General features: G+C 45.6%; 4 protein-coding genes. All 4 read left to right on the forward strand.

The features are described 5' to 3' along the window. A partial coding sequence (locus tag ACMJ0U_RS00765) for a hypothetical protein (RefSeq protein ID WP_417127514.1) occupies positions 1-211 on the forward strand: 211 nt, incomplete at its 5' end. A gap of 82 nt (positions 212-293) precedes the next feature. After that, positions 294-1,568, forward strand: coding sequence for a replication-associated recombination protein A (locus ACMJ0U_RS00770; RefSeq protein ID WP_417127515.1), 1,275 nt, complete (start codon positions 294-296; stop codon positions 1,566-1,568). A 30-nt stretch (positions 1,569-1,598) separates the two neighbouring features. Continuing rightward, on the forward strand, positions 1,599-2,558 hold the full coding sequence (locus ACMJ0U_RS00775) for a D-2-hydroxyacid dehydrogenase (protein ID WP_417127517.1): 960 nt from the start codon (positions 1,599-1,601) through the stop codon (positions 2,556-2,558). A gap of 14 nt (positions 2,559-2,572) precedes the next feature. Then, positions 2,573-3,040 (forward strand): C-GCAxxG-C-C family protein, encoded by a 468-nt coding sequence (locus ACMJ0U_RS00780; RefSeq protein ID WP_417127518.1) that lies wholly within the window; start codon positions 2,573-2,575, stop codon positions 3,038-3,040. Positions 3,041-3,080: the final 40 nt, after the last annotated feature.

Below are 3,080 nucleotides of genomic sequence, written 5' to 3' on the forward strand. Positions count from 1 at the left end.
AAATGAAAAAAAACGCAGAATGTGTTTTATGACATGTTTTTTTATTTGGTTACCTGAAAAAAAGGCTACATCTTTGTGCCGTTATCCTGAAAACAATCTTTTTACCTTAAGAAAAAAACTAATACCTATTGAAAACTTAAAAAGGCCCTTTGTGAAAAGCGCCTTTTTTTTTGCCCTTACATTTGCATTTCAGTTGTGTTTCATCGTATGATTTTTGTGTGCCACTGTTGGTTTTCTTTGGGCGTATTCAGAAACTTTCCGTATCTTTGGGGGATATTAATTTAGGTAGAACTATGGCACAACCATTGGCTGAAAGAATGCGTCCGAAGACGCTGGATGAATATATTGGCCAGAAACATCTGGTGGGAGAAGGAGCCGTGTTGCGCAGGATGATTGAAGCGGGGCGGATTTCTTCGTTTATTTTGTGGGGACCGCCGGGAGTAGGGAAGACCACGTTGGCACAGATTGTGGCAAACCGGCTGGAAGTTCCTTTTTATACACTGAGTGCGGTTACTTCGGGAGTGAAGGAAGTGCGTGAGGTGATAGAAAAGGCAAAGGCCAACCGTTTTTTTTCTCAGCAAAGTCCGATATTATTTATTGATGAAATTCATCGTTTCAGCAAGTCACAGCAGGACTCATTGCTGGGAGCGGTCGAAACGGGAGTGGTGACGTTGATTGGGGCCACTACCGAGAATCCGTCGTTCGAGGTAATCCGGCCTTTGCTGTCCCGTTGTCAGTTGTATGTGCTCAAATCACTGGAAAAGGAAGATTTGCTTGAACTGCTTCATCAGGCTTTGACCAGAGATCCGATATTGAAAGAACGGCAGGTAGACTTGAAGGAAACGGATGCCATACTGCGTTATTCCGGTGGGGATGCACGTAAGCTGCTGAACATTCTGGAACTTGTGATAGAAGCGGATACGGCCAATCCGGTGGTTATTACCGATGAAAAAGTGGTGTCAAGCTTGCAGCAGAATCCTTTGGCTTATGATAAAGAGGGAGAGATGCATTATGATATTGTTTCCGCTTTCATCAAATCCATCCGTGGCAGTGATCCCGATGGGGCCTTGTATTGGCTGGCCCGTATGGTGGAAGGAGGAGAAGATCCGGCATTTATCGCCCGTCGGCTGGTAATTTCTGCTTCAGAAGATATTGGACTGGCCAATCCGAATGCACTGCTGCTGGCTAATGCGGCTTTTGATGCAGTGATGAAAATTGGCTGGCCGGAAGGGCGTATTCCATTGGCTGAGGCTACGGTGTATCTGGCCACCAGTCCGAAAAGCAACTCGGCTTATGAAGGGATTAATTCGGCATTGGAACTGGTGCGTCAGACGGGAAATCTTCCGGTTCCGCTGCATTTGCGCAATGCGCCTACCAAACTTATGAAACAGTTGGGATATGGAAAGGACTATAAGTATGCGCATGCGTATAAGGGAAATTTTGTCAAACAGGATTTCCTTCCCGAAGAGATTCGTACGCAGCGTATCTGGCATGCGCAGGATAATCCTTCTGAACAAAAGCTGAAAGAGCGGATGGTCGGTTTGTGGGGTGAACGGTTTAAAGAGTAATATGAATATAATAGCTTTAAGGAGAAAGATATGAAGATTGTAATATTAGACGGATATACATTGAATCCGGGAGATTTGTCATGGGAACCCTTGAAGAAATTGGGTGAAGTGATTGTGTATGAACGTACGGCTCCGAAAGATGTCTGCAAAAGAGCAGAGGGGGCAGAAGTTGTGTTTACGAATAAAGTGGTGCTGGATGAGGCTGTGCTTGAACAACTTTCTGCACTGAAATATATAGGCGTATTGGCCACGGGATATAATGTAGTGGATGTGGCAGCAGCTGCCCGAAGGGGAATTGTGGTGACGAACATTCCGGCTTATAGCACCAACTCTGTGGCTCAGATGGCGTTTGCACATATCCTGAATATTGTACAGCGTGTAGGATATTATGCCCAGGAGGTGAGTGATGGAAAATGGAGTAGCCGGGCAGATTTTTGTTTCTGGGATGCTCCATTGCATGAACTTGATGGCAAAAAGATGGGTATTGTCGGTTTTGGAAATACGGGACGGGCTACAGCTCGTATTGCAGTGGGTTTTGGTTTGGACGTATATGCCTATACCAGCAAGTCTGCTACGGAACTTCCAGCCGATGTGCATAAGTGTCCTTCGATGGATGAATTGTTCCGCAAATGTGATATTGTGAGTCTGCACTGCCCGTTAACGGAAGCAACTCGTGAACTGGTGGATGCCCGTAAATTGGCATTAATGAAACCGTCGGCTATTTTGATTAATACTGGTCGCGGAGGTTTGGTGAATGAACAAGACTTGGCAGATGCCCTGAACAGTGGTAAGATTGCTGCTGCTGGTTTGGATGTTCTTTCTTCTGAACCTCCCTGTGCAGACAATCCGCTGTTGAAAGCACGCAACTGTTTTATTACGCCGCATCAAGCTTGGGCTACGAAAGAAGCACGTGTGCGTCTGATGCAATTGGCGGTGGATAATTTGAAGGCGTTTCTCGAAGGAAAACCTCTCAATGTGGTCAATAACTAAAAAGAAAGGATTTTATGACAAAAGAAGAGCGTATACAGAAAGCTGTTGCTTTGTTTAAAGAGGGATATAATTGCTCGCAGTCTGTAGTGGGGGCATATGCTGATATGTATGGTTTTACCTTTGATCAGGCTGTGCATATGGCGGCTTCATTTGGGGGAGGTATCGGGCGTATGAGGGAAACGTGCGGAGCGGCTTGCGGTATGTTTTTGCTGGCTGGTTTGGAACGCTGTGCTGTGAATGGGGCAGACCGGGAAGGCAAGGCGGCAAATTATAAACTGGTGCAGGAGTTAGCTGGAAAATTCAAGGAAGAATGCGGGGCGCTTCGTTGTGGTGATTTGTTAGGTTTGTCTAAGAAAGAACCGATTGTGTCTATGCCGGAAGCCCGGACTGCACAGTATTATGCCAAACGTCCTTGTGCTCACATGGTGGAAACTGCCGCGAGAATTTGGGGTGATTTTTTGGAAAATGAAGGAAAATTGTAATAAGAAGCTGTTTTTTAGGTTGTAAAATGAAAGTTTTCTG

It is taken from the genome of Phocaeicola sp. (assembly GCF_048170425.1).
In the GTDB taxonomy this organism is placed as follows: domain Bacteria; phylum Bacteroidota; class Bacteroidia; order Bacteroidales; family Bacteroidaceae; genus Phocaeicola.